1 protein-coding gene is annotated in these 893 nt (G+C 60.5%); it reads left to right on the top strand.

The genetic code is table 11. From position 1 onward, the window contains the following. Positions 1–893 (top strand): HAL/PAL/TAL family ammonia-lyase (locus AC3YUO_RS12975; RefSeq protein ID WP_489963429.1); only part of this gene is annotated, 893 nt, incomplete at both ends.

Genomic DNA, 893 nt, shown 5'->3' with positions numbered 1-893 from the left:
CGCGGCGTGTCCGGCCTGCGGATTGTGGTGGTGGACCGTCTCATTGATATGCTGAACAAGGGTGTGCACCCCGTGGTTCCCTTCCAGGGTTCCGTGGGTGCCTGCGGCGACCTGGCTCCCATGGCCCACATTGTTTCCGTACTCATTGGTGTTCCCCACGCGGAGGCGTTCTACCAGGGGGAGCGTATGCCTGCCCAGGAGGCCCTGAAGAAGGCTGGCATGGAGCCTGAGTTCCAGCTGAAGGCCAAGGATTGCCTGGCTCTGCTGAATGGTACCACTATGTTTGCTGCCATGTCCTGTCTGTGCTTCCACGACGCCGAGCGCCTCTATAAGCTGTCTGAGCTGACCACTGCTCTGTCTCTGGAGGCTGTCCGCGGCGAGACCCGCGCCTTTGATCCTCGTATCCAGAGTGTCCGTCCCTATGAGGGTCAGATTAAGGCTGCCGCCAACGTGATGCGTCTGGTGGAGGGCAGCGAGCGCGTGACCGAGGATGCCCGGAAGGTGCACCTGGACTACGACGTCATGCACCCCCACTATCAGGAGCGCGTTCAGGACGTGTACTCCCTGCGCTGCATGCCTCAGGTCCATGGCATCTGCCGTGAGAACCTGACTTACATCAAGCATCTCATCGAGGTGGAGATTAACTCCGCCACCGATAACCCCCTGATCTTCCCCAAGGGTGACGGTCACTATGAGTTCCTGTCCGGCGGCAACTTCCACGGTGAACCCACCGGCTTTGCCATGGACCTGCTGACCATGTCCCTGGTGGAAATTGGAAACATTGCCGACCGCCGCTGCTTTTCCCTGTGCGACCCCACTCTGAGCTACGGCCTGCCTCTGGCTCTGGCCGGCGAGCCCATCGGTCTGAACTACGGCTACAACATCATCTGCAC

The sequence above is a fragment of the Pseudoflavonifractor sp. HNCC25GI2 genome (assembly GCF_058136395.1).
This window is presented reverse-complemented; position numbering and strand designations above follow the sequence as displayed.